The sequence below is a fragment of the Ruegeria sp. CDSB022 genome (genome assembly GCF_059611145.1).
The window spans coordinates 415,820-441,394 of the sequence record NZ_JBXWOZ010000001.1; the positions used below are offsets into that span (position 1 = coordinate 415,820).

Annotated in this window: 22 protein-coding genes; 7 read left to right on the forward strand and 15 right to left on the reverse strand. The window is 58.1% G+C overall.

Annotation, left to right across the window (positions count from 1 at the left end):
- Nucleotides 1–18 precede the first annotated feature (18 nt).
- The 4 genes from AC2FIZ_RS02100 to hemB all read right to left on the reverse strand — a co-directional run bounded on the left by AC2FIZ_RS02100 (nucleotide 19) and on the right by hemB (nucleotide 4,869).
- A complete protein-coding gene (locus AC2FIZ_RS02100) occupies nucleotides 19–411 on the reverse strand; it encodes a nuclear transport factor 2 family protein (protein WP_496695612.1) in 393 nt (130 codons plus the stop codon).
- 106 nt (nucleotides 412–517) lie between these two features.
- Nucleotides 518–2,980, reverse strand: coding sequence for a penicillin acylase family protein (locus AC2FIZ_RS02105; RefSeq protein ID WP_496790514.1), 2,463 nt, complete (start codon nucleotides 2,978–2,980; stop codon nucleotides 518–520).
- A gap of 173 nt (nucleotides 2,981–3,153) precedes the next feature.
- Complete coding sequence (locus tag AC2FIZ_RS02110) at nucleotides 3,154–3,729, reverse strand: lipid-binding SYLF domain-containing protein (protein ID WP_142633534.1); 576 nt, start codon at nucleotides 3,727–3,729, stop codon at nucleotides 3,154–3,156.
- A gap of 141 nt (nucleotides 3,730–3,870) precedes the next feature.
- Entirely contained in the window at nucleotides 3,871–4,869 is a 999-nt protein-coding gene (gene hemB / locus AC2FIZ_RS02115) for a porphobilinogen synthase (protein WP_496790516.1), read from the reverse strand.
- A 119-nt stretch (nucleotides 4,870–4,988) separates the two neighbouring features.
- Between hemB and AC2FIZ_RS02120 the strand changes: the two genes are divergently transcribed.
- Both AC2FIZ_RS02120 and mfd read left to right on the forward strand, forming a co-directional pair.
- The gene (locus tag AC2FIZ_RS02120; protein ID WP_142633539.1) at nucleotides 4,989–5,516 is read left to right on the forward strand and encodes a component of SufBCD complex; all 528 of its coding nucleotides are present in this window, start codon (nucleotides 4,989–4,991) and stop codon (nucleotides 5,514–5,516) included.
- A gap of 18 nt (nucleotides 5,517–5,534) precedes the next feature.
- A complete protein-coding gene (gene mfd, locus AC2FIZ_RS02125) occupies nucleotides 5,535–8,990 on the forward strand; it encodes a transcription-repair coupling factor (protein WP_496790517.1) in 3,456 nt (1,151 codons plus the stop codon).
- On the opposite strand, the gene AC2FIZ_RS02130 is transcribed toward mfd, so the two are convergent.
- From AC2FIZ_RS02130 to AC2FIZ_RS02150, 5 genes are all read right to left on the reverse strand, one after another.
- Complete coding sequence (locus AC2FIZ_RS02130) at nucleotides 8,987–9,655, reverse strand: SH3 domain-containing protein (RefSeq protein ID WP_496790519.1); 669 nt, start codon at nucleotides 9,653–9,655, stop codon at nucleotides 8,987–8,989. The genes mfd and AC2FIZ_RS02130 overlap by 4 nt on opposite strands.
- Nucleotides 9,652–11,316, reverse strand: coding sequence for a hypothetical protein (locus tag AC2FIZ_RS02135; protein ID WP_282027382.1), 1,665 nt, complete (start codon nucleotides 11,314–11,316; stop codon nucleotides 9,652–9,654). Before AC2FIZ_RS02135 ends, AC2FIZ_RS02130 begins: the two co-directional genes overlap by 4 nt.
- Before the next feature lie 57 nt (nucleotides 11,317–11,373).
- Nucleotides 11,374–12,582 (reverse strand): multidrug effflux MFS transporter, encoded by a 1,209-nt coding sequence (locus AC2FIZ_RS02140; RefSeq protein ID WP_281994552.1) that lies wholly within the window; start codon nucleotides 12,580–12,582, stop codon nucleotides 11,374–11,376.
- Between the two features lie 75 nt (nucleotides 12,583–12,657).
- Nucleotides 12,658–13,317: a DsbA family oxidoreductase gene (locus AC2FIZ_RS02145; RefSeq protein ID WP_281994553.1), complete on the reverse strand. Its 660-nt coding sequence runs from the start codon at nucleotides 13,315–13,317 to the stop codon at nucleotides 12,658–12,660.
- Nucleotides 13,314–14,831, reverse strand: a complete 1,518-nt coding sequence (locus AC2FIZ_RS02150) for a class I adenylate-forming enzyme family protein (protein WP_281994554.1) — start codon at nucleotides 14,829–14,831, stop codon at nucleotides 13,314–13,316. The genes AC2FIZ_RS02145 and AC2FIZ_RS02150 overlap by 4 nt, the downstream gene beginning before the upstream one ends.
- 65 nt (nucleotides 14,832–14,896) lie before the next feature.
- On the opposite strand from AC2FIZ_RS02150, the gene AC2FIZ_RS02155 reads away from it, so the two are divergent.
- A complete protein-coding gene (locus tag AC2FIZ_RS02155; protein WP_142633550.1) occupies nucleotides 14,897–15,520 on the forward strand; it encodes a helix-turn-helix domain-containing protein in 624 nt (207 codons plus the stop codon).
- Here AC2FIZ_RS02155 and AC2FIZ_RS02160 read toward each other — a convergent pair.
- Both AC2FIZ_RS02160 and AC2FIZ_RS02165 read right to left on the reverse strand, forming a co-directional pair.
- Entirely contained in the window at nucleotides 15,509–15,745 is a 237-nt protein-coding gene (locus tag AC2FIZ_RS02160; protein WP_142633552.1) for a hypothetical protein, read from the reverse strand. The genes AC2FIZ_RS02155 and AC2FIZ_RS02160 overlap by 12 nt on opposite strands.
- 561 nt (nucleotides 15,746–16,306) lie before the next feature.
- Nucleotides 16,307–18,133, reverse strand: coding sequence for an extracellular solute-binding protein (locus tag AC2FIZ_RS02165; protein WP_281972021.1), 1,827 nt, complete (start codon nucleotides 18,131–18,133; stop codon nucleotides 16,307–16,309).
- 290 nt (nucleotides 18,134–18,423) lie between these two features.
- On the opposite strand from AC2FIZ_RS02165, the gene AC2FIZ_RS02170 reads away from it, so the two are divergent.
- Both AC2FIZ_RS02170 and AC2FIZ_RS02175 read left to right on the forward strand, forming a co-directional pair.
- Complete coding sequence (locus AC2FIZ_RS02170) at nucleotides 18,424–19,197, forward strand: 3-hydroxybutyrate dehydrogenase (protein WP_496688253.1); 774 nt, start codon at nucleotides 18,424–18,426, stop codon at nucleotides 19,195–19,197.
- Nucleotides 19,198–19,215: 18 nt separating this feature from the next.
- A complete protein-coding gene (locus AC2FIZ_RS02175; RefSeq protein ID WP_281972022.1) occupies nucleotides 19,216–20,241 on the forward strand; it encodes a patatin-like phospholipase family protein in 1,026 nt (341 codons plus the stop codon).
- Here AC2FIZ_RS02175 and AC2FIZ_RS02180 read toward each other — a convergent pair whose 3' ends face one another.
- The 4 genes from AC2FIZ_RS02180 to AC2FIZ_RS02195 form a co-directional block, all read right to left on the reverse strand.
- Nucleotides 20,242–20,919, reverse strand: coding sequence for a DUF502 domain-containing protein (locus AC2FIZ_RS02180; RefSeq protein ID WP_142633557.1), 678 nt, complete (start codon nucleotides 20,917–20,919; stop codon nucleotides 20,242–20,244).
- Between the two features lie 64 nt (nucleotides 20,920–20,983).
- Nucleotides 20,984–21,898, reverse strand: a complete 915-nt coding sequence (locus AC2FIZ_RS02185; protein WP_271947324.1) for a pseudouridine-5'-phosphate glycosidase — start codon at nucleotides 21,896–21,898, stop codon at nucleotides 20,984–20,986.
- On the reverse strand, nucleotides 21,895–22,788 hold the full coding sequence (locus tag AC2FIZ_RS02190) for a PfkB family carbohydrate kinase (protein WP_496790520.1): 894 nt from the start codon (nucleotides 22,786–22,788) through the stop codon (nucleotides 21,895–21,897). The genes AC2FIZ_RS02185 and AC2FIZ_RS02190 overlap by 4 nt, the downstream gene beginning before the upstream one ends.
- A 56-nt stretch (nucleotides 22,789–22,844) precedes the next feature.
- Complete coding sequence (locus AC2FIZ_RS02195; protein WP_281972024.1) at nucleotides 22,845–23,465, reverse strand: thiamine phosphate synthase; 621 nt, start codon at nucleotides 23,463–23,465, stop codon at nucleotides 22,845–22,847.
- Between the two features lie 153 nt (nucleotides 23,466–23,618).
- Here AC2FIZ_RS02195 and AC2FIZ_RS02200 point away from each other — a divergent pair, with 153 nt between their 5' ends.
- Both AC2FIZ_RS02200 and ctaA read left to right on the forward strand, forming a co-directional pair.
- Complete coding sequence (locus AC2FIZ_RS02200) at nucleotides 23,619–24,362, forward strand: RNA methyltransferase (protein ID WP_281972025.1); 744 nt, start codon at nucleotides 23,619–23,621, stop codon at nucleotides 24,360–24,362.
- 62 nt (nucleotides 24,363–24,424) lie between these two features.
- Complete coding sequence (gene ctaA / locus AC2FIZ_RS02205; RefSeq protein WP_281994555.1) at nucleotides 24,425–25,570, forward strand: heme A synthase; 1,146 nt, start codon at nucleotides 24,425–24,427, stop codon at nucleotides 25,568–25,570.
- The last annotated feature ends 5 nt before the right edge of the window (nucleotides 25,571–25,575 follow it).

Consider the following 25,575-nt stretch of genomic DNA (forward strand, 5'->3'; position numbering starts at 1 on the left):
GAACAAAGTGGTCCGTGATCAGCCGTCAATCTGGCGCTGAAAATCCTCGGCATCGAACCAAACCAGAGAGGTCTGGACCTGATTGGTGTCGGTCATTTCCCATTCTTCCCAACCCCGCGTCACGACGTCGTTGCCGGTCTTGGAATGCTGCCCTTCAAGTGTCCAGACAAATATTGCGTGGCTTCCCGCCCAGCGAAACATGTCGCAGCGGACCTCAAGATCGGGGAAATCAGTGTAAAACCCGCGCGCCATTTCCGCCACCGCAGCGCGGCCTATGATCGGTTCTCCACGGTTGATCGTGATCTGTCCGTCGGGAGCATAGAAACTGGCAACGGCCTCGGGGTCGCCCGAGCTCCAGGCGATCGCATAATCCCGCGCGAGATTGTTCAGCTTATCCCGGATACTGGCCATTTGGTCCCCCGCACACAAATCCTAGGCCTTTGGATCGTATGCCAAACGCCATTCAGCGTCCACGCGATGGAAAATAAACGGGCGAGGTCTTGCCGAAGCACGGACCTTAGCGGGGGATAAGGGTGGTCACTCCGACGGCGGCTGCATGTGCCAGGTCAAGGTCCAGCGACATCGGGATGTATTCACCCCGACGCCAAAGCTGGGCCTGATCGTCATAGTAGCGTGAAAGGAAGTGACCCGACTGGCCCGTAGCCGTGATAAACACCGAGCTGTCGGGATCCGCAAAATCATATACGCCGCGATACCCTGCACCGTGCACGTTCTGAAACGGATCAGGGCCTTCGCCCGATGTTCTGCCGCGCAGCAGGGTGTTGTCACCACCACTGGTGGACTGTCGGATATTCACAAAGAATCGCAGCACCGGAACCGATCCCAGAACCGGGTGGTCATGTGTCGCTTGGTGCGCGTCACCCCAGCGCAGGGATTCCAGTGATCCTCCGTATTTTTCGGAAATCCAGATCAGCGCATCGTCCAATGCCATGCGTGCCATATCGGTGCAGGTCTCTGTCGGCGCACTCTGACGCACATTACACCAGGCCGAAGCTCCGTCGATGTCGCGATAGACACGTTCGATGAACAGTGGTTCGACATGTTTGTATTCAGCCGCCAGGGGGCCAAGCTCATCTGCGATCAACCGGATTTGCAGCGCCCGAACCCAAGCAGCATAGATCAAGGGTTCTGGCAGGTGTTCATTCATCTCACCATTCCACTCGGCCAAAAGGTTCAGCGCGATCTGGCGCTGGCGTTCCTGGGTACCTTCGGGGGCAGAGGCGCCGGTGTACCACAGATCAGCCCCGATCAGCGGAAGCAGAGAGCGCGCGGTAAAGCTGACCGTGTCCAGCTGTGCCTCGATAAAGCTGTCGCGCGTGTGTACCTCGCGCGATTGCATCAGCCGTTCCCAGCGATGGATGCGCTGCGTATCCCCCCATTCATATGAGACATGTTCGGGAAATGGCCGGTCGATGATCTTGTTGTTTGTGTTGCCCAGAATGCCGCCCGCAGGTGCGACGAATTCGGGGTTGTCAGCATAGGGCAGGCGGCCTTGCCACCGGTTTTCGGCCAGCCAGCCAGGCGTCGGAATACGCCCCCGGCTTTGGTTCTTTGCGGCACGTTGCGGCATTGCGCCGATCAGCTTCATGCCGATGGTGTCCTTGTCGACCAATGACAGGTTCTGAGATGGCGCCATGAACAGCTCGGCTGCGGTGATGGCTTGTCGGACAGTGTCCGCATTCATCAGCGCCATTGAGGCTGACATGGATGTGTCCTGTGCGCTCAGGGCTGTCCAGGACAGCGAGGCGACATGACCCGGCGGCGTGATCGTCCCAAGATCGTAATGGGTGCCCGGCAGAACGGGTCCGTTCTCGGTCCAACGCAGGGTCAGAGTGATTGGGGCTTCGTCTTTGATCTCGATGATCGAAGGGCGGCTGCGAAAGGTCTTGTATCCTTCGGGGGTCAGGTATTCCTCGGGGTTTTCTGGGTTCAACTGCTCGATATGGATGTCCTGATCATCCAGATAGGATGAGGTCAAACCCCAGCCCAGCCGATCACTGCGTCCGGTCATCACCGCCGGGATGCCGGGGATCGTGGCACCGATCACGCCGCCTTTGGCCAGTTCCAGACGGGCCAGATACCAGATACCCGGCGCTGTGAAACCCAAATGCGGGTCATTGGCCAGAAGCGTCCCTCCGCTGGCAGATCTTGTGGGCGCGGCAGACCATGCGTTCGATGCTCCGGCCAATCCGCGCTTTGGAAAGGGCGAGATGGGCGTGTCCGGCATCGACGATCCGGCCGCATATCTGGGCAGGTTAGGAAACAAGGTGGCGTATTCGGGCAGAGCGGCGATTCCCGGCCCGGGAACATCAGGCAGAATATCCGTCAGTCGGGTCTGGTCATCCAGCATAAGCGATGTGCGCGCGCGCAGCACTTCATCCTCAAGATGGCCAGAAAGTTGCAGGCTCATGAGTTTGATGACGGCCAGGCTGTCGCCCGGTTGCCAGGGCGATACAGGCGCATTGAACAAAAACATCTCTGGCGCACCGCGGCCCAATGCGTTTTCGTTAATCTCGGCAAGTCGTGCATTCACCCCGGCGGCATAAGCGCGCAGGGCCTCTTTGGTATAGTCGTCCTGGGCTTGTACCGACCGGTGTGCAAGCCCGTACAGATCAAACCGTCGCAACAGCTTGTCGATATGAACAGTGCGAGCGCCAAAGACTTCGGACAATCGGCCCTGCGCTGTCCGGCGCAGAACGGTCATCTGCCAGAGGCGATCCTGTGCATGGGCATAGCCAAGCCCAAAGAAGACATCCGGGTCTGATGCGCCCAGAATATGGGGAACATTCGCTGTATCCCTGACAACCTCAACCGGCGAAGTCAGGCCATCAACTTTAACGGTCTGATCGTAATCCGGCAGGGATTGACTGGCCAGAAAATACACCAGCATTACAGCCGCCAATGTCAGCAGAACAAGGCCCGAGGCGATACGCACAAGCCAGCGAAAGACAATTCCCATCAGCGGTCACATTTCCGTTCACTCTATGATTGTGTAGACACTAGAGGATGGCTGGACGGATCGAAAGAGGAACCGCATGAGAACATGCGTGTTTACCGCAGTTTGAATGAAAAACCCCGCCTCGGGCCAAAGGCCGAAAGCGGGGTTTCTTGAAGGGGGAGGGTAGTCCGGTATCAGGGAATGATGCGGGTGTATTTCGTGCCTTCGACCGTCGCGCCGAACTTTAGCCCTGCCTGTCCGAAGACCGCCGCCAGAACCGGCGAACGCAGGGTGGTGGTGTCGGTCGACAGAGAGTCGCCCGTCGCATCGACCACGTAGCCGACTTCGGCCCCGGCGGTCCATCCGCTGGAACGGCGGAAATCGTTCAACGCATCCTGTGTCATGAAGAACAGGACATGCGCATATTGCTGGGCACCGATTTGCAGGCCGGCGGTTCCCGAAATTGCGGAATAGTAATCAACTGTCGCGCCCTGAATGCGTAGCGCGCCTGTGCCGTAGGCACCGCCAAAGACGATTAGTCCGGCATCGGTTATCAGAGGCATGACCAGCATGCCGTTGGCCTTGTTCGCGATTTCGAGCGTGTTGGGGTAGGTGGCGTACATCTGGTTCAATGTCGCATCCACACGGGCGTCAATCGTCGCTGCGTTGGAACTGCCGACGCCATTGCCGCAAGCGGCGGTCACTGACAGACCGGCCATGCCAAAAGCAAAGCCACGACGGCTTAATCGAGTAGGTTTGGAACTGCTCATGTTTTTTATCTCTGTATAAATGCCTGATTGTCGGGTGCTCCCGATCTTGTCCGCAAGAATACGCCGATTGTCGCCTCGTGTCACGGGAAAGCTGCCCGGTGGCCAAAAATCGTCGGCGAAAAATCGCGGAAACGCGGGGGATTAGCCCTGCAGGATCCGGGCGGCCTGAGGCGCGAAATAGGTCAGGATCCCGTCGCAGCCCGCGCGTTTGAACGCAAGCAGACTTTCGAGCATGACCTTCTCTCCGTCGATCCAGCCATTCTGCGCCGCGGCCTGTATCATCGCGTATTCACCCGAGACCTGATAGGCATAGGTCGGCGCGCCAAACGTGTCCTTGACCCGGCGGCAGATGTCCAAATAGGGCATGCCGGGTTTTATCATGACCATGTCCGCGCCTTCGGTCAGGTCACGCTCGATCATGCGTAGCGCCTCGTCCGAGTTTCCGGGGTCCATCTGATAGGTCTTTTTGTCCCCCGTCAGCGCGCCCGAGGCGCCCACTGCATCTCGGAACGGTCCGTAGAACGCACTCGCATATTTGGCCGCATAGCTGAGGATCATCACGTTGTGATGGTCTGCGCCTTCAAAGGCGCGCCGCATTTCACCGATCCGGCCATCCATCATATCTGACGGTCCGATGATGTCGGCGCCCGCATCTGCTTGCGCCAGCGTCATCTTTACCAGCGCCTCGATCGTTTGATCGTTTATGATCTCACCATCGACCACATAACCGTCATGGCCGTTGATATTGTATGGGTCCAGCGCCACGTCCGTCATCACTGCGATATTGGGTGCGGCTTTCTTGATGGCGCGAATGGCTCGGTTGGACAGGTTATCGGGGTTCCACGCTTCGGCGCAATCTTCGGTCTTTAGGGATGCGTCGGTGTAGGGAAAGATGCAGATTGCCGGGATACCCAGGGCCTGCGCCTCGACCGCAGCCTGTGCGATCAGATCGACCGAGCGGCGCATGACGCCAGGCATCGAGGGGACAGGCTCTTCAATACCTTCGCCGTCTCGGACGAAAACCGGCCAGATCAGATCATCGGTGGTCAGTGTATTCTCGCGAACCAGCGCCCGCACCGCCTGTGATTGGCGTGTTCGACGAAAACGGGCCAGAGGATAGGGGGCAATGGTCGGTTTCATGACGCGCTCTCCTTGTAAATTCCAGCATTGGGTGGCATGAATTCCGTGTAGTCTCAAGGGTAACGATGGACGCGTCTTTGCGAAGAAGGTCCCTGAAGACGGAAATTAAGGGCTGACGCGTGGACTTATACTCTTCGATTTTTGAACTCATCGACATGCGCAGCTTTTCGAATCTCTGGTATTGGATCGGGCTTGCGGTGTTGTGGTCATCGGCCAGCCACTGGGCCATGGGCGTGCCGTATGACCTTGTTGTGCGCGCAAGACGGGTAGGCGGGCAATCGGAACAGGATTTGATGGATATCGTCCGCATTAACGGAAACCGATTGCTCTATATATTGGATGTATCCGGCCTCGCGATACTAGCGTTTAGTTGTTTTCTGTTCACGGGTCTCGCCACTTTGGGGTTCTATTACGGTGTCGAATTCGCGCAGGCCGTGTTTTTGTTGCTGTTTCCGATTTGTCTTGTCGTGCTGATCAATGTATCAGCCGCACGGAAACTGCGCCGGGAAACACCCAGTCTGGAGTATATTTCCAAGATTCTTACGCGCTGCCGGATCTATACCCAGATAGTTGGTATGATTTCGATCTTGATCACTTCGCTTTGGGGTATGTACCAGAATTTTTCCATCGGCGTCCCGGGTTGGTAAAATCAGAAAGGCTTGGCGATGACGGGTCCGAACCAAGTAATCGTTGGCGGCGCCCCCGAAGGGTTTGACGCACAGCTTGTCCTGAATGAGCTGGCGCGCTCGGGCGGGCCGGTGTGCCATGTTGCGCGTGATGACAAACGGCTAGAGGCGATGCGCGCGGCGCTTGCCTTTTTTGCGCCTGACATGCCGGTATTTGTGTTCCCAGGTTGGGATTGTCTGCCATATGATCGGGTATCGCCCAATGCGGATATCTCGGCAGCGCGTGTGGCCACCCTTGCTGCACTTGTGCACCAGATGCCGCAGCAATACGTGCTGTTGACAACTCTGAACGCCGCAACCCAACGCGTGCCCGCCCGTGCAGTGCTGCGAGAGGCGGCGTTTACCGCCCGTGTCGATCACCGCATTGATGAAACCGCGTTGCGGAATTTTCTTGTGCGCATGGGCTTCACGCAAAGCCCCACGGTGATGGAGCCCGGCGACTATGCCGTTCGAGGGGGCATCATCGACATTTTCCCGCCCGGCGAATCCGGGCCGGTGCGGCTGGACCTGTTCGGGGATGTTCTGGATGGAGCACGTCGGTTTGATCCGGTGTCGCAACGTACGACCGAAAAGCTGGCTGTTGTGGAGCTGGCGCCAGTGTCCGAGGTCATTCTAGATGACGCCGCCATCACCCGGTTTCGGCAGAATTATCGCATCGAGTTTGGTGCGGCGGGCACCGATGATCCCCTGTACGAGGCCGTCAGCGCAGGCCGCAAGCATCAAGGCATCGAGCATTGGTTGCCGTTCTTTCACGAAAAGCTTGAAACGCTGTTTGATTATCTGCCTGGTGCCACAATCTCGCTGGATGATCAGGTCACGCCTGCGCGTTTGGCACGTTGGGAAACCATTGCCGATCAATACGAAACGCGGCGGCTCGCACTGGAGAACCGGTCGCGCATGGACACGGTGTATAAACCGACACCACCGGGCCTACTGTATCTGGATGACACTGCTTGGGAACAAGCTGTCGGCGATAGGCGCGTTCTGCAATTCAATGCATTGCCTCAGGCCCTTGGGCCCGGGGTGATCGATGCCGGTGGTCGGATCGGGCGCAACTTTGCCCCGGAACGCCAGCAGGAAAGCATCAGCTTGTTCGGAGCACTGGCCAGCCATATCACCGACAAAATGGCCAAGGGGCCGGTTCTGATTGCCTCTTATTCCGAAGGGGCCCGCGAACGTCTGACTGGGCTGATCGAGGATGAAGGCCTTGCCGAGGCGATCCCCGTGCCCGACGGTACGCGCATCGGCAAACGCGGGCTGCATCTGGCCGTCTGGGCGCTGGAGCACGGGTTCGAAACGCCCGACCTGACCGTGATCGCCGAACAGGATGTGTTGGGCGACCGGCTGATCCGGCAGCCCAAAAAGCGCCGCAAGGCCGAGAATTTCCTGACCGAAACCCAATCCCTTAGCCCGGGTGATTTGGTGGTTCATGTGGATCACGGCATCGGGCGCTATCTGGGGATGGAGGTCGTGACGGCGGCCGGTGCCGCCCATGAATGTCTGCTGCTGGAATACGCAGAACAATCCAAACTGTACCTGCCGGTCGAAAATATCGAACTGCTGTCGCGATACGGTCATGATGAGGGTCTGCTGGACAGATTGGGCGGCGGCGCGTGGCAGGCCAAGAAGGCCAAGCTGAAAGAGCGCATTCGCGAGATGGCGGATAAGCTGATCCGCATCGCTGCCGAACGGGCCTTGCGCAAGGCCCCGATCATGGACCCGCCTCCGCACGCGTGGGAGGAGTTCAGCGCGCGCTTTCCCTATCAGGAAACTGACGATCAGCTGCGCGCAATCGGTGAGGTCATGGAAGACATGCATTCTGGCGCGCCGATGGATCGTCTGATTTGTGGCGACGTGGGCTTTGGCAAGACCGAGGTCGCAATGCGTGCCGCTTTCGTTGCCGCAATGTCGGGCGTGCAAGTGGCGGTGATCGCACCGACAACGCTGTTGGCGCGTCAGCACGCGGCCAGCTTCAAGGATCGCTTCCGGGGCTTCCCGCTTGAGGTGCGGCAGCTGTCCCGCTTCATCTCGGCCAAAGAGGCGCAACAGACCCGTGACGGGTTGGCGCGCGGCACGGTGGATATTGTGATCGGCACCCATGCCTTGCTTGCAAAAGGGATTCGGTTCAACAATCTGGGTCTGCTGATCATCGACGAGGAACAGCATTTCGGTGTTGGCCACAAGGAGCGTCTGAAACAGCTGCGTAGCGATATCCACGTCCTGACCCTGACCGCGACGCCGATTCCACGAACGCTGCAACTGTCCCTGACCGGCGTGCGTGACCTGTCGATCATCGGCACACCTCCCATCGACCGGCTGGCGATCCGCACCTATGTCAGTGAGTTCGACGCGGTCACGATCCGCGAAGCCCTGCTGCGTGAACATTACCGTGGTGGGCAGAGTTTCTATGTCGTCCCGCGCATCTCGGACCTACCCGAGATAGAGGAATTCCTGAAAGAGCAACTGCCCGAGCTGACTTATATGGTGGCGCATGGGCAGATGGCGGCGGGGGAACTCGACGATCGGATGAATGCGTTCTACGACGGGAAATACGATGTCTTGCTGGCCACCACGATTGTGGAAAGCGGGCTGGATATCCCGACTTCAAATACGATGGTTGTGCACCGGGCGGATATGTTCGGGCTGGCGCAGCTCTATCAGATCCGCGGCAGGGTCGGGCGGTCGAAAACCCGCGCCTATGCCTATCTGACAACAAAACCGCGCGCCCGTCTGACTGCCACGGCCGAAAAACGCCTGCGCGTTCTGGGCTCGCTCGACACGCTGGGGGCGGGGTTCACGTTGGCGTCTCAGGACCTTGATATTCGAGGGGCGGGTAACCTGTTGGGCGAGGAACAGTCGGGCCAAATGCGCGATGTGGGCTATGAACTCTACCAGTCGATGCTGGAAGAGGCGATTGCCAAGATCAAGGCCGGTGAGATGGAAGGCCTGTCGGATGCAGATGACCAATGGGCGCCGCAGATCAATCTTGGCGTCCCGGTCTTGATCCCCGAGGGTTATGTGCCCGATCTGGATGTCCGCCTGGGCCTGTATCGCCGTTTGTCGTCGCTGTCGACCAAGGTGGAATTGGAAGGCTTCGCGGCTGAATTAATAGACCGCTTTGGCACGCTGCCGAAAGAGGTCAACACCCTGATGCTGGTCGTGCGCATCAAGGCGATGTGCAAACGGGCGGGGATTGCAAAGCTAGATGGCGGGCCCAAAGGCGCGACGATCCAGTTTCACAACGACAAATTTGCCTCGCCTCAGGGGCTGGTCGAGTTCATCCAGAACCAGCGCGGGTTGGCCAAGGTCAAGGATAACAAGATCGTCGTGCGCCGCGATTGGAAGAAGGACAGCGACAAGATCAAGGGGGCCTTTGCCATCGCCCGCGATCTGGCGGAAAAACTTGTGGCCGAAAAGAAAAAGGCCAAAGCCTAGTCACCGCTGACAAAGGTGCACAGCTGCCAGTCGCCCGCGTCGGATTGCGCCAATGCAGCCCGGAACCCGGTCATGGGCCACAGGAAATCGCTGTGCATATAGCCCTGGCCGCCGTCTGTCAGCAGAACCCTCTGGTACTGCGCGATGGGGGAGAAGTCGCGGATGATGACGACCTCATAGCTGATGAGGTCCAGTATCGCCGCGCCTCGGTTTGGTGCGTTGCGCAGAGTTACATCCTGAGCGGTCACAAAATAGGCCAACGCCGGATCCAGCGAAGCGGGTAGGGTGAGCTGCCATTGGTGGGGCATCCAGAACTCGCCGTCTTCGTTGAAATAGCCAGGCTGTGTCAGGGTGTTTTCCAGATCGGACCAAAAGGTTTCAACGACCTTTTCCCTGTCATCATCATCTTGCTCTGACGTTTCCGGTCCGGGAGTAAGATACTCGCGCAGCTCGTCCGGGCCGCCATTGCCGCCGTGGCTAAGGTAAATATCCGGGCAGGCAACAGACAGCACGCCTTCGATGTCGCGCTCGGCTACCATGTTCAGCAGGTTTGCCCGGAACGAGACGAGGGTGGCATCCCGCTCGGCCTCGTCGACGGGCGGAAAGGATTGTCGATCCGCCAGCGCCGGGCTGCAGAGCAAAGCAAACAGTAGGGCGTACCTCATTCGGCGGCCCTCATGGCGGCTTGAGCACAGAAACAGGACGCCCCAACAGCCCGGTCCGCACGAGCCAAAGCCAAATCCAGCCGTTGTCTGATCTGCACAATCTCAACCGTCTCACCGCGCGCCTTCAGGCAGTCATGCAGGCCCTTGAGGCTCCAGACATTGTCAGGATGGACAGAGGCTCGGCTGAGCGTATCGCCCACCCCCAAATCCTCGCGGTATATGGCCTCGGCTTCGGCGGTATGCCCTTGTTCGAACAGCAATGCACCCAACGCGTGACGAGTGGGCTGCATCCATCCCCATGGCTCGTCATAGGGCAATGTGTCGTCCAGTTCGACCGAGCGGCGCAGATGGGCGTAGGCCGCATCGTAGTTTTCCATGCGATACTCGATTTCGCCACGCAGCATTTCGCGGGCAATGTCCAGCAGGTCGATCACGCGGTTATTGTGCAGCAATCGCGATTCTGGCACGCGGGCCTTGGCAGCGAGGAACAACTGCTCTTCGGCTTCGGCTTCGCTGACCTGCCCAGTGGCAGCAAAAGCAATGGCCCGGGCATAATGCGTGGTTGCCGTGAGAGTGCAGTACAGATCGGGGTCCGAGGGCAGCTCAAGCGCCATTGCCTCTTCCCAACGGCCAAACCGGATGAGGATATGCGGCCCCATTGACATGTAACTTTCGAAGAAATCCGCCATGGGCGGGCTTTCTATGCGCAGCATGTCTTCGGGGGTGGTGTCCCACAATCCCTGATTGGCCCGCAGAGCAGGTTCCATCTGTCCCAGAAATAGGGCGCCATATATGACAAAGTGATAATTGTGCTGGCGGTAGCCGGTGTAGATGTTGAACGCGCCTTCGCGTTCGTAATATTTCAGGTCGGCCTCAACGGCTTTTTGGTTCCAGTGGACGACGTTCTGGTAATGGCCGCACAGCACGTCGATATGGGTTGGCATATGCACCAGATGCCCCGCATCGGGCACCAGCGTCCGCAGGATGTCCCCGGCCTTCAGCGCCTTTTCCGGGGTGGGCGACATTTCCATCAGGTGAACATACAAGTGCAGCAGACCGGGGTGGGTCATCGCTGCCGGGTCATTCGCCATCGCCGCTTCCAGCGCTTGTTGCGCTTCGACAGTGGCGGCCCCCTTTGCGGGTTGGCCTGACTGCAGGTCCCACATCTGCCAGGGGGTCAGGTTCATCAGCGACTCTACATAGATCGAGCGCAGGTCCAGATGAGCGGGCTGCGATGCAAACGCTGCGCGCATGGCATCGGCAAAATCGTGATCCCAGTTGTGCATGTCGTCAATGGCTTCGCGCTGGGGGTAGCGGGCGGGAAGCGCGCGGATCAACGCTTGTTCAACCGGCGTACATTCGCCCGCAAGAGACATGGCCAGCTGCGTCGCATCATAGGCCAGCGTCAGCGCCTTTTGCCGGCCCGCGTCATCGTGCAGGTCCCAGGGCATGTTGTAATTCGGCCCCGCCGCATAGGCGACGCCCCAATGGGCCATGGCGCAGTTCGGGTCATGCTCTAGCGCGCGCTGAAAACAGACGACGGCCTCTTCGTGGTTATAGCCATAGGTCCAGACCAGCCCCCGGTCGAACCACAGTTGCGCATCGGGCGAAGAGGTGCTTACCGGACAGGAATGCGTGCCCAGATCGTAGTAATCGCTCATTGAATATCTCCCCTCGAAACAAGGGGAGGATAACGTGTTTCACGCGCTCTGCACAGATCAGGCGGGCAATCTGTCTTCTATCCGGCCCATATACAGCATCAGGCCGAACCCCATCGTGCACATGGTCAGGACACCTATTGCCAAGGGCAGGATCGATCCGTCAAACAACTGTCCCAAGGGGGCTGCCACTGCAGCGGCCAGAACGGTTGATACCGCGCCTATGACTGACGCTGCCATGCCCGCAATATGGCCCATCGGCTCCATCGCGATGGCATTCAGGTTGCCCATCGTCATACCGGCCATGAAGAACACGGCAGTCTGCCAACTGACGAAAAGCGCAAATGAGGCGCCATCAGAAAGGTCCAGACCATTCATTACCATGACAAAACATGTAAAGACGATCTGTGCGCCCAAAGTCCAGGTTACAATCCGGCGCATCCCCAATCGGATGACCAAAGTCGCGTTCAACAAACTGGCCGAGCCAGCCATCAGAGCAACGAAACCAAACCAGAATGGGAAACTGTCTGCTCTGTCGTAGATGATGTCATAAACAGGTTGTACCATCGTCAGCATGGTGAACAGCATCCCAAGGCAAAGCGTTTGCACCATGATCGAAACCCGCACAGTCGGGTGTGCAAACATCTGCCGCGCTGCATCAATCATAAGCGGCAGGCGCAGGGGGCGGCGATTTTCGGGTGCCAGAGGTTCGCTCAGACGCAGGCCCATCCACGTGATGGTGATCAAAGAGAACAACATGAACGAAGCGAAGATGCCACGCCACCCGGCCAGAGCGATCACCCCGGCACCCATCATGGGCGCGATTGCGGGAACCAGCGTAAAGATCATCATGGCAATCGAGACGATGCGGGCCATCTCACGGCCGGAATAAAGGTCACGGATAATGGCCATGGCTACCACGCGTGGGGCCGCGCTGCCGATGCCTTGAAAGATGCGCGCAATCAACAGCATCTCAAGCGAGGAGGTGGCCCAGGCAACTGCGGCAGACAGGATATACAGCGCAGAGCCGATGTAAATTACCGGCTTGCGCCCGAATGCATCCGACAGAGGGCCGGTGAAAAAGGTGCCGATCCCCATGCCCAGCACAAATGAGGTCAGGATCAACTGCGCCTTGTTTGCATCACCTGGGCTGAGTTGCGCGCTAATCTGCGGTAGGGCGGGCAGCATCGAGTCGATAGAAAACGCGATTGTCGCAAACATCATTGCGATCAAAGCGACGAATTCTCCGCGCGGCATGCGATTACTCATGGGGCTCTCCTGACCCGTTCGCGCTATCACAGCGGATTGGGCACGGCCAGTGGTCAGAATGCACAGGAGGCTGTGCTATTTTGCAGGAGAAGCCTCGATTTGAGACATGATTTCACCGATCACGCGTTCCCACATTTCCGGTGGTTGCGCGCCGGGGACAGCATGTTGGTTGGCAACGATAAAAGTCGGTACCGACGTCACACCCATCTGCCGGGAATGCGCGTCACGGTTGCCGATGTCGGAGCGGTCGGCATCGGATTTCAGCAGCTTCATGACGACGGCGGCGTCCATCCCCTGACTGTCGGCAATATCCGCCAGAACCTCGTGGTCGCCGATATCGCGACCCTGTACAAAATAGGCCTGAAACAGGGCATCAACTATAGCGTTCTGCTTGTTTTCGATTCCGGCCCAGTGGATCAGCCGATGAGCATCCAGCGTGTTCGGGGTGCGCTTCATCCCCTCAAAGTCGATGCCCAACCCTGCATTTTCGGCATGCTCGACCACCGGGGCATACGCACGGATGGCTCCGTCTTTTCCGCCGAATTTGCGCTCCAAGTATTCGCGCCGATCCATGCCTTCGACCGGCATATCGGGGTTCAGCTGAAAGGGGTGCCATTCAATGATGAATGGATGATCCGGAGTCGCGGCCAACGCCTTGTCCAGATGAGTCTTGCCAATATAGCACCAGGGGCAGATCGGGTCAGACATGATGTCGAGCTTGACGGTCTGGGTCATGTATTGGTCGCCTTGAAATAGGCCGGCAGCGCCCGGCGCAAAAGTTTGCTATTGCCGCCTGTTGGCAGCTGAGGCAGATGGATAAAGGCGCGCGGTTGCTTATAGCGCGCCAGATTTGTCTCGACATAGGCGCGCAGGGCGTCCTCGTCCAGCTTTTCCGGCCCGGTATAGAATGCCACTATGACAAAACTGTCCTGCTTGACCTCAACTGTGGCCGCGCCGACCTGCGTGATGCCGGGATATCGGGACAATGTGGCCTCGACCTCGATCGGTGAGACCCGGTAGCCGCCTGCATTCATCATATCATCGTCTCGGCCAAGATAGGTGATCTGACCATCAACTGCCATTACACCCTGATCGCCGGTCAGAAACCACTCGCCCTGCATCCTGGCCTGCGCTTCGTCCGGCGCGTTGAGATAGGTCAGCATTAGGCCGGGGTCTGATCGGTGGATGGCGATGGTCCCTTCTTTCCCCTGTGGAACCGGCCCGTCTGGACCCAGAATTGCCACACGCCGCCCCGGTTGTGGTTGCCCCAGTGCATCGCCACGTGCCGGATAGGCCGGGCTTGAAGAGATGAAGGTCGAGCATTCGGACATTCCAAAAGCTTCATACAACTCGCGCCCGGTGATCCGTGTCCATTTCTGGTGCAGATGCCGTGAGAGTTTTTCACCAGCGCAAAGGCCGTGCCTCAGATCGGGAAGGTGCAGATCGTTTGCTTCGTTCAAAATTTTCCGAAACACGCCAGGAGCTGCAGCAAAAATCGTGGCACGGTGATTGCGCAGCATATCGGGTAGGGTCGACAGATCGGTGCCGGGCTCCGGTATCAGCGCTGTCGCGCCAATGGTCCAGGGATCCATCAGTCCTGTCCCCAACGTATAGGTCCAGTTGAACGCACCTGCATGGCACAATCGATCCGTTTCCTGCAGGCCGTACCACCCATCCACCATCATCTGCCGCGCCCAAATTGCACGATGGGCATGTGCAACGGCCCGTGGCTTGCCCGAGGTGCCAGACGTATAGACCACATAAGCCATGTCTTCGGGGTCGCCCATCCGAAACTCGGCCAGAGGTAGATCGCGCATCTCGCGCAGTTGGCTCAAAGATATTTGGTTCGGGTGATCCGCGCTGGCGATATCGGGATCGCGCAATATGGCGGCGGGCTTCAGATCTTGGATGATCTTTGCCGTTTCTGGCTGTGTCAGCTGTGACGATGTCGGCACGGGTACAATGCCGACCGCGATTGCACCCAGATAGGTTATTGGGAAATCAACCGTGTTCCCCAAACGCATCAAGACCAGATCGCCCGGTTTCAAACCGGCCCGCAGCAGACCTGTACCGGTTGCAAGGATCGCGCGTTTCAACGCAGCAAAGCTCCAGTTCTGTGCCGATGTTGCGCCAAGTACGGACAAGGCAATCTTGTCGCCATTGCGATCTGCTTGACGCAACACATGCGCGGCCAGATTGAAGGGGGTGGGGCAGGCCTTGGGCGGGCCTTGATCGAACAGGGAAAGCATGGCGTCTGGCTAACGCGGCAACTGCTGCGTTGCAAGCGGGACAGGCTGGCCCTATAGAGTGGCCCATGAGAACCAAAGAGCAGACATCTCTGATCCGAATTGCCCGAAACTCGGGCGAGCATACAGAGGTTGAACCGCTGGACCTTGGCGTCCGTGTGCGTGAATTGCGCAAGGCGCGAAACTGGACTTTGGAACAAGCGGCCAATCAGGCGGGATTGGCGCGTTCAACGCTCAGCAAAATCGAAAACGGGCAGATGTCGCCTACATACGATGCGCTGAAGAAACTGGCGATCGGGCTGGAAATCTCTGTTCCGCAGCTGTTCACGCCGCCACAGCGCGAGCAGGTGATCGGGCGTATGGCCGTGACCCGGATGGGGCAAGGCACCAGCCACGCAACCACAACATACGAGCACGAACTGCTGGCTGAGACGCTTACGAAAAAGCAGATGCTGCCCTATCGCGCCCGTGTACGTGCCCGGTCGATGGATGAGTTTGACGGGTGGGTCCGCCACGATGGCGAAGAATTCCTGTACGTGCTGACGGGTGTCGTTCGCCTGTATACCGAGTTCTACGAACCCGTCGAAATGCGCCGCGGTGACAGCGCCTATTACGACGGCAGCATGGGGCATAATGTCGTTTCGGTCAGTGAAGAAGACGCGATGATCCTGTGGGTGACGTCACTTACCTAGATGTTTGGTGACTTCACGGGTTAGCGCTTCGGTGAACAGGAAATCCTCAAGCTCTTCATGTGCCTCGTTCACCGTCAGATGATGGCGTTCGGCCAGATAAGCCTCGAATTGCGCACGGTCGCGCCCGACCGCATCCATGTCTCGGTCGCGCAAATTGGGAAACCGCCGTTTTGCACGGGCGTACATTTCATTCCAATCTTGCGTCAGATCGTTCCACTTAAACATCAATTGGGCTTTCTGTTTGTCTGGCTACAGATCTGCTCGGCCCTGAATTCAGGGTACGAATGGTGTTTGCAGGTAGGGCTATGGCAAAATGTCGCACCTTGAGCGTGCGAAGTTTAAATCAGTTAGGCCCGCCACAGGAAATCTGAGACGGGCCTACGGACCAAATAGTTTTGAGTGAGTGGAGGCTGGTCCGAAAATACTGTTCCTGATGTTGTAACACAGCTATGTGTCGGTAATGTTTGGCGTAATTCAAATTGGATACATTTGTACTAGTCGCAGGCTATATCTTTCGAACCCGTTACGTAAAGCCCCTTGTTGAAATTTTTCAAATTTGTCTGAAACTAGGGATCGCATCAATTTATAGCGGAATGCCCACAGCCTTTACCTGCATGTCGTGGTACTGCGGGTCTGTGCCAGAATCCGCCGAAGGGTATGAGACCCACACAGCAAACGCCGAACGGGTCTTATTGCATCACATCTGCAGCGGTTGCGATCCTCTGGAACGAGATTGGCACGGACAGTTAGCAATTAGGAAAGGACGGGGCCGCCTCTTTTGAGGCGCTATTCCTCGTACCACCAGACCTGCGGCATGTATTCCGGCCCGTCACCGTATATGGGCAGGGTTTCCGGCTGTTTCAGCTCACGCGCATGTGCAATCCGGCCGACGTCAAAGCTCCAGATCGGGATGACATACCGGCCAGCGGTTAGAACGCGATCCAGCGCGCGGGTCGCAGACACGAAATCTTCGTGGCTTTCAGAGGCCAGCATCGTATCGATCAAACCGTCCACTGCTGGCGACTGAACCCCCATCAGGTTACGTGTTCCTGCCGTGTCAGCATTTTCACTGCCCCAATACAGGCGTTGTTCGTTACCCGGCGACAGGGAAAGAGCCCGGCGAAATGGGGTCATGTCAAAATCATGCGCATCCATCCGAGAGGTGTATTGTGCGTCGTCGATTTTTTCGACTGTAAGCTCGATGCCAAGCCGTTCAAGCGTACGCGCATAGATTTCGGCGATCGTTCCGACATTCTGGACAACGTTGAGGCTGCCCTGGCTGATGACCATGTCAACGATGAACGCTTCGCCATCTGCGTTTCGCAACACGCCATCCTGAACTGTCCAGCCAGCCTCTTGCAGAAGCTTGGTTGCCTTGCGCAGATTGGCCCTGTTGCGTTCCGAACCGTCACCTACCGGCAGCTCGTAACCTTCCAGCGTACCGGGCAACAGTGTATCGGCGTACGGCTGCAGCAGTTCAGCCACCTGACCGGTGGCAGTACCGGGTTGCATCGCCAGATCCGAGCCCGAGAAATACGAGGTTATCCGCGGTTGCGCGCTTCCGGTGACGGTGTCGTTGATGAATTCGAAATTGAAAGCCAGAGTCAGAGCCTCGCGCACGCGCCAATCATCGAAGGGTGGCTTGCGCGTATTCATGACAAATCCGGTCATGCCCGAAGGCTTGCGATGCGGGATTTCGGTTTTCAGCACATCGCCGCGCTGTACCGCGGGGAAGTCATACTGGTTGTTCCACTTATCGGCGTTAAACTCGCGCACGGCTGAGAGCTCGCCTGCTTTGAAGGCCTCGAATGCGACTGTGCCATCCCCGTAGAACTCGATCCGCATCTCATCCAGATTCATGGTGCCGCGCCGAAACGGAATGTCAGCGCCCCAGTAATCCGGATTGCGACGCAGGTTCACATACCGTCCGGCTTCGTACCCGTCGATGACATATGGTCCAGACCCCAAGGGGATGTCTTGCAGCGGCGCGTCGGCAAAGTCTTTACCCTCCCACTGTGCCTTCTGAAGGATCGGGCGCATCCCGGCGATCAACGCAAGCTCGCGGTCGGGGTCGTTAAACGTGATGCGGACGGAACGCGGTCCGGTTTGTTCGATACTGTCGATCTTTCCCCAAAGGCCGCGATATCTCAGATGCCCTTCGGTTCCCAAAGTCTCATATGACCATATGACATCCTCGACAGTGACTGGTGACCCATCCGAGAATCGGGCATTCTCTCGCAGGGTAAATTCGACCCAGGATCGGTCTGGAGCCGTCTCAACTGATTCGGCTAACAACCCGTAAAGAGTGAAAGGTTCGTCCCAGGAACGCCCCATCAGGCTTTCATGGGTCCAAAATCGCAACTGCCAGGGTGACGTGCCTTTTTGCACAAACGGGTTAAGGCTGTTATAGCCGCCGGTATTTCCAAATACGACTTTGCCGCCTTTGGGTGCATCAGCGTTGACATAGGGTAGCGACACAAAATCCGGTGGTAGGGCAGGGTCGCCATACATAGCTATGCCATGGGTCGATTCTGCATGGGCTGCTGCAACGGCAAAAACACTAACGATTCCCGCGATCATAGGGCGAACGGGGCGAAGGAAATCGGGGCTCATTTTGGAAACAATCCTGCTCTGGCCTTATTTTGTTGGGATTCACCGTAGCCATGATTTTTCATATTATCAAACTTTTAGCTTGGACGAAGGCGTAGAATTGCTTATAAAGGGCGTACTGCTCGATAGGTTTCTTGCCTGTATGAAACCTGCCTCAATAACTTAACGCCCGCTTCGTGCGGGCGTTTTTTTGTGCGATTTTCGCTGATACAGCGCCCCCAATCTTTCCCCGTTTTCTTTGCAGGTGCAGCATGGCACTGTGCCGTCAACACGGAATCTGACGGAGAGCACCCATGAGTCTTTCAGGCAAAACAGCAATCATCACAGGATCGAATTCGGGCATCGGGCTGGGCATCGCCCGCGAGCTGGCCAAAGCCGGGGCGGATGTGGTGCTGAATTCGTTTACTGACCGCGACGAAGATCATGCTCTGGCCGCAGAGATCGGGCAGGAAACCGGAACCAACGCGCGCTATTTCAAAGCGGACATGTCCAAGGGTGACGAGTGTCGGGCGCTGATCGAAAAGGCTGGAGCCTGCGATATCCTGGTCAACAATGCCGGCATTCAGCATGTGGCGCCGATTGATCAGTTTCCAACCGACAAATGGGACGCGATCATTGCGATCAACATGAACTCGGCCTTTCACACCACTGCCGCCGCGTTGCCGATGATGCGCAAGGCGGGCTGGGGACGGGTGGTGAATATTGCATCGGCCCATGGGTTGACGGCATCGCCTTTCAAAGCCGCCTATATCGCGGCCAAGCACGGTGTTGTCGGGATGACCAAAACCGTAGCCCTCGAGACCGCACAAGAGCCGATTACCTGTAATGCGATTTGCCCGGGATATGTGCTGACGCCGCTGGTCGAAGAGCAGATACCCAATACGATGAAAGAATACGATATGAGCCGTGAGGATGTCGTGAAGAATGTCCTGCTAAAGCGGCAACCTTCGAAAGAATTCGCTACGGTCGAACAACTGGGCGGTACGACGATCTTTCTGTGCTCGGATGCGGCGGCGCAGATCACCGGCACGACGATTTCAGTTGATGGCGGGTGGACCGCGCTCTGAGCCTTGGGGAGTAGGGCAGTGATACGTATCAATCTGGCTTTGCAGGGCGGCGGCGCGCACGGCGCGTTCACTTGGGGTGTGCTGGATCGTCTGCTGGACGAAGATGATATCGAAGTCGCGGCGATCACCGGAACATCGGCAGGTGCACTGAACGGTGCGGCCTATAAGTCTGGCATGGTACGGGGCGGCCGGGAGGGCGCGCGCGCCAATCTTGATGCGCTCTGGGCTCGTATGGGGGCCGTCGACGATACGAACCTGACCAACTGGATGCGTGCGTTTGAGCCCTCACATATCGCACAGTCCATCGAAAATTCGCTGCCGTTTGCTGTAGGCGACGCCTGGTCGCGATTGGTTTCGCCTTATGCCTATGGGCCGTTCTACCGTAACCCCTTGCAGCCCGTGGTTGAGCGCTTTGATTTCGATGAAATATGCGCTGCCGAAGGTCCGCGTCTGTATGTCTGCGCGACATGCGTGCGCAGCGGAAAGATACGGGTGTTCACAGGGAATGAGCTGTCGACTGAGGCCATCCTTGCTTCCGCCTGTTTGCCAACCCTGTTTCAGGCGGTCGAGATATTCGATCCAAAATCGGGCCGGACCGAGGCTTACTGGGATGGCGGATATACCGGTAATCCAGCTCTGTATCCCTTGTTCAATTCCGATCTGCCCGAGGACGTGGTGATCGTAAACATCAACCCTCTGGAACGGGAAGAAATCCCCAAGACGCCGCAGCAGATTCAGAACCGGATCAATGAGATTGGCTTTAACTCATCGCTGTTTCGGGAACTGAGGGCCATAAGCTTCGTTCAGCGCTTGCTGGAAGATGGCAAGCTGAAAGCGGGCGAAATGAGCCGTGTTCTGGTTCACATGATTGCCGATGACGCGTTGATGAATGACCTCTCGGTCGCGACCAAGACAGTGCCCAACCCTGTGGTCCTGCATAAGCTCAAAGAAGCTGGCCGCAATGCAGCTGATCAGTTTTTGACAGATCACAAGGCCGATCTGGGTGCACGCAGCACGGTCAATCTGCCGGAAATGTTTGGATAGTCACTCTGGTGGCTGGGTCGGGTCTTTGTCGTTCGGGTAAACAAGACCGGCCGAAATCACCAGCTTGGCGGCATCTTCGATCGACATGTCCAATAGGATGACGTCCTCGATCGGAAAGAACAGCAGGAACCCCGATGTCGGGTTGGGTGTCGTCGGAATGAACACGCTGTACAGATCGCCACCCGCTTCTGCGCGTTCGTTGACTTCTCCCTTGGCGGTGGTCGAGACGAACCCGATGGCCCAGATGCCACGGCGCGGATATTGAACCAGACAGGCTTTTTCAAATGACCGTTCAGTCTGGGCAAAGACGGTCTCGGAAATCTGCTTGATGCCTGAATAGATGGACCGGATGACCGGCATCCTGTTCACCAGGCTTTCGGTGAACGAGATAAAGGATCGGCCCAGGATGCCCTTGGCAACCCAGCCAACCACGACGGTGAACACCAGAAAAAAGATGACACCTACACCGCGCAGGTTGATGCCAACATATTGTTCAGGCTGGAATTGGTGGGGAACCAGCGGCAGGACCGCACTGTCGATCCAGCCGACAACAGACCAGATCAGCCAGATCGTCAACCACACCGGCGCAATAACGACGATGCCCGTCAGAAAGGACGCGCGCAGCCGTGAGAACAGGCCGGGCTGTCGGTTGGGTTCTTCGTCAAAAGGAGTGTTCATTACGGTCCTGAGTGGCTTGCGAATTTAGTTAAGCAGTCCTTGGCCTTGGTACAATAGCTATATGTTAATCCGCCTTGGCGGACAGGGCGCGGGCGATCCCGGCTGCCAGGCGGGCATTGTTGCGGACCAATGCGATATTGGCGGTCAGAGAACGACCTTCGGTCTGCTCATAAATCCGTTGCAACAGGTAGGGTGTGACCCCTTTACCGCTGATCCGATGCACATCTGCATCCGCCTGTGCCGAGGCGATGATCGGGGCCAGTTCCTCGGATGGGATCTGATCGGCCTCCGGGATCGGATTGGCGACAAGTTGGCCGCCGGGCAGGCCAAGCGCGCGTCTGGTCGCATGTGCGTGCGCGATGTCTTCCGCACTGTCCATGCGCAGAGGGGCTGCCAGCGGGGATTTTGCCGACCAGAAGGCCGGAAATTCGTCCTGGCCATAGGCAATGACCGGAACGCCCAGTGTTTCCAGAACCTCAAGCGTCTTGGCCAGATCGAGGATGGCTTTGGCGCCTGCGGCAACAACCGTGACCGGGGTATGGGCCAATTCGTGCAGGTCAGCAGAGATATCGAACGAGGTTTCAGCCCCTTGGTGGACGCCTCCAATACCGCCGGTGGCAAAAACGTCGATCCCGGCGTGATGGGCGGCGATCATGGTTGCGGCGACCGTTGTTGCACCGGTCCCACCGGTTGCCATGCAGGCGGCCATATCGGCACGGGACAGTTTGGCGACCCCATGCGCTTGGCCCAGTGCTTTCAACTCTTCGGTTTCCAGACCGACGTGAAGCGTACCATTGATCACCGCCATGGTGGCTGGCACCGCGCCCGCCTCTCGAATGTCTTGTTCAACCTGTGCCGCAACCTCGATGTTCTGCGGGTAGGGCATACCGTGGGTGATGATCGTGCTTTCCAGCGCAACGATAGGTTGGCCTGCGTCTTTGGCGGCGCGGACCTCGGCAGAATATTGAATGTTGATCACAGTGGGGTTTCTCCGGAAACGTAAGTTGCGGCGGCATGCAGGGCACGTGACAGGGCCTCATCGCTTGGGGCACCGGTGGCCTCGGATGCGATATGCGCCGCCATGAATGTATCACCCGCGCCGGTCACACGGGTGACTAGAACGGATGGGGGTTTTTGGGTCAAGATTTCCTCAGCGCTGGCAACGGTTGCCGAACTGCCGCCATCAGTCACCAGCACGCGCAGCGCGCCGCGATCTAGCAGCCCCTTGGCGGCGCTTGCCGAATCCGCGAATTCGCGCTGGCACAGGATGCCAGCTTCTTCGAGGTTCACATAAAGCGTCGCGCGGGCATGTTTGAGGAAAGGCAGCAGGCGATCGGCCTTGCCGGGTGAGGCCGGTGCCACGCGCAGGTCGGCCCCGGCGAAGGCTGGGCTTTGCGCGATTTCTTCCAAAAGCGACAGCGTCAGGTTGCCATCCAAAGCAACAGGACCATCGAATGGCATGGTCTCTGTGCCTAATGGGCGTTGCATCAGGGGTTTCAGAATTTTTGCCCCTGCAGCCTCAAGTGAATGGGCGTCCGCAATCGCGGCAATCAACCCATTGGCGCCCTCGACAGCCATATATCGGTCGGTCGGCAGGTCCTGCGAGCGATAGATGTGATCCGTTACCATCCCTAGCCGGGCGCAGGCATTGACCAGCTCATCCCCTTCGGGATCGCGGCCAATAGCGGTCAACAGGGTGGGCGTCATGCCAAACCGCACCAGCGTCATGGCAATGTTCATCGCCACGCCACCGGGCAGGCGGGTGATCCGCCCGGGCACGTCCGACCCCTGCCGCATGGCGCTGGCAGAACGTCCGATCACGTCCCACAGGACAGAACCGATACAAAGAATTTCGCTGTTCTGAGTCATGTCGACGTCATGCCGCAGCCCCGGCGTGGGTGCAAGGGTTAACGCTCACATCCTGCTCAGCCCATGGCGGTGATCAGGTCGTTCAGTCCAGCGGCCGGGTTATCCTGTGACCAGATCTCATCCCCGATGCCAAAGAAATCGGTGAAGGGGCTGAGGTCGCGGATCAATTCGGGGGTCAGGCCACCTTCTGCCACAACCGGCACTTCGATCATCTCGGACCACCACTGGAACAGATCGTGCTCGGCCACGGTTCCGTCACCCAAAGAGGACGTACCAACCGGGCCAAAGGCCACATAATCCGTCCCGGCCTCACCAGCCGACATGCCGTCATGGCTGGAGGTGCCGCAGAAGCAGCCGACAATGGCATCGGCACCCAATTCCTTACGCACATACCGGACCGAGCGCGCGCCATCATCCAGATGCACCCCATCCAGACCCAGACGCTGCGCCAACAGGACGTGGTTGGAAATCACCAGCGCCACGTCCCGTGTATGTGCCACCTCGCGGCAGGCATCAGCGGCACGGGCAATCGTATCCTCGTCATTTCCCGCAAGGGCCAGTCGGATACAGGCGATTTCGGTGCTGTCCAGAACGCGGGCCAGTTGGTCAGGGAACGTGCTCAACGTGATGGTCGGCGGGGTGATCAGGTAAATCTGCGGCTGCTCGGGGGTGTCCATCGGCGCGTCCTTAGCTTTAAGTCTTTTGCGCGGTTTAGCGGATTGCGGGCCGGAAGCAAACTTTTATGCCTGTTTCAGGCAGAATTGGCGCCGCCAATGGCTTGCCCTGCGTTGGCGCGACGATTACAGCAGGCGCAGTTTTCGGAGACAACCATGCCCAGCGACAAATCCCAGCCCTCATTTGTACTCGTGCGCCCGCAGATGGGTGAAAACATCGGTGCCGCCGCGCGAGCGATGTGGAATTTCGGGCTGGACCGGATGCGGATCGTGGCCCCACGTGATGGCTGGCCAAACCCCAAGGCGGTGGCCATGTCCAGTGGGGCGGGCCGTCTGCTGGATGAGGCGCAGCTGTTTGATGATCTGGCTGGCGCACTCTCCGACAGCACCTATGTCTTTGCCACCACGGCCCGCCAGCGCGGGTTGACCAAGCCGGTCTTCAGCCCCGAACGGGCTATGCAGATCGCGGCCGAAAAGGTCGCTGCGGGCGAAAAAGTCGCCGTGCTGTTCGGCCCGGAACGGGCAGGGCTTGAGAATGAGGATATCGCCAAGGCCAATGCCATCATCTCGGTCCCGGTGAATCCGGAATATGCCTCATTGAACCTTGGACAATGCGTGTTGCTGACCGCCTATGAGTGGATGCGTCAGACAGGCGACGTCGTGCATGAGGCAACCGATCTGGGCAAAGGCGACTGGGCCACAGGCATCGAGGTCGAAAAACTGGTCGAACATTATGAAGACCGGCTGGAAGAGGCGGGGTTCTTTTACCCCCCCGAAAAGGCCGAAAGCATGAAGACCAATCTGCGCAATCTGTGGTCACGGATGCGAATGACGCGGGCGGATGTGCAGATGTTGCACGGGGTCATGCGTCAGATGGTCCGTTGGAAAGACAAAGGGTAAGGCTGGACCTCGTCCCATGGTGGTCCTAGCTTGCAACGAAATTCAAGACACATGAGGAACGCATGAGCGGCAAGCGCAGCATCTTCGAAGAGGTCTCAGACTCTGAAAAACAACAAGCGGTTCAGCCTGGTATGATTGACCGGGGCCGTGGCGGCGCGCGCAAGGCCATCCGGGCCTGGCTGATGATCCTGTTTGCACTTGTGGTTGTGATGATTGCGGTGGGTGGGCTGACCCGCCTGACCGATAGCGGGCTGTCGATCACCGAATGGCGCCCGCTCACCGGGGCTGTCCCGCCGATGACCGAGACCGACTGGCAGGCCGAATTCGACAAGTACAAGCAAATCGACCAGTGGCGCATCCAGAACCAGTGGATGGAGCTTGCGGATTTCAAGTCCATCTATTGGTGGGAATGGGGCCACCGGCAGCTGGGCCGTGTGATCGGGCTGGTATGGGCACTTGGCTTTTTCGGGTTCCTTATTGCCCGCAAGATACCAACAGGCTGGACCGGCAAGCTGATGATCCCAGGTGCTTTGGGTGGGATTCAGGGAGCGGTTGGCTGGTGGATGGTTGCGTCCGGCGTAACACAGGGCGAGGGGATGATCGCCGTTGCCAGCTATCGCCTGGCGATCCATCTGGGTCTGGCCTTTGTGATCTTGGGTTTCCTCGCCTGGTATATGTTCGAACTTGGCCGGGATGAGCGTGACCTGATGCAGGCCCGCCGGGCGAAAGAGGCCAAACTGTTTTCCCTGTCTACCGGCCTGATGCATTTCGCATTCCTACAGATACTCATCGGTGCACTTGTCGCAGGTATCGACGCTGGGCGGTCTTATACCGACTGGCCATTGATCGGCGGGCAGATTTTCCCGCCGGACGCGGCGATACTGGAACCGATGTGGCGGAACTTTTTCGAAAGCCCCGGGCTTGTGCAGTTCATCCATCGTTGCGCGGGTTATCTGCTGTTCATCTTTGCCATCGTTGTCTGGCGGCGTGGCAATTCCAGTGCGCATCCGCAAACGCGCTTTGCCTTCAACACGATGTTCGCAGCCTTGTCGCTGCAGGTGGTTGTCGGGATCATGACCGTGATCTACGCGGCCCCATGGCAGATCGCCATTTTCCACCAGTTCATGGCCGTGATCGTGTGGACTCTGATCCTGCGTGCGCGCTTCCTGACAGCCTATCCCATCGCAACTTCGATCCGCGGAGCCTGACCCAG